Source organism: uncultured Rossellomorea sp., from assembly GCF_947488365.1.
Lineage (GTDB): Bacteria > Bacillota > Bacilli > Bacillales > Bacillaceae_B > Rossellomorea.
In genome coordinates this window covers 1-226 of the sequence record NZ_CANKZT010000031.1, presented here as the reverse complement: position 1 = coordinate 226, position 226 = coordinate 1, and the positions used below count along the sequence as shown (strand labels likewise).

Below are 226 nucleotides of genomic sequence, written 5' to 3'. Positions count from 1 at the left end.
GGGCCTTAGCTCAGCTGGGAGAGCGCCTGCTTTGCACGCAGGAGGTCAGCGGTTCGATCCCGCTAGGCTCCACCATGTTTTTTTTCGAAAGTAAGATAAACTTCATTGGTTTTATGAAAGTAAAAAAATATTTTTGATATTATGTTTCTTGGCGGTGTAGCTCAGCTGGCTAGAGCGTACGGTTCATACCCGTGAGGTCGGGGGTTCGATCCCCTCCGCCGCTACC

The 226-nt window shown here is 50.0% G+C and carries 1 tRNA gene; it reads left to right on the top strand.

Annotation, left to right across the window (positions count from 1 at the left end):
- The first annotated feature begins 150 nt into the window (after positions 1-150).
- Positions 151-224 (top strand) — tRNA-Met (locus Q1B03_RS22105).
- Positions 225-226: the final 2 nt, after the last annotated feature.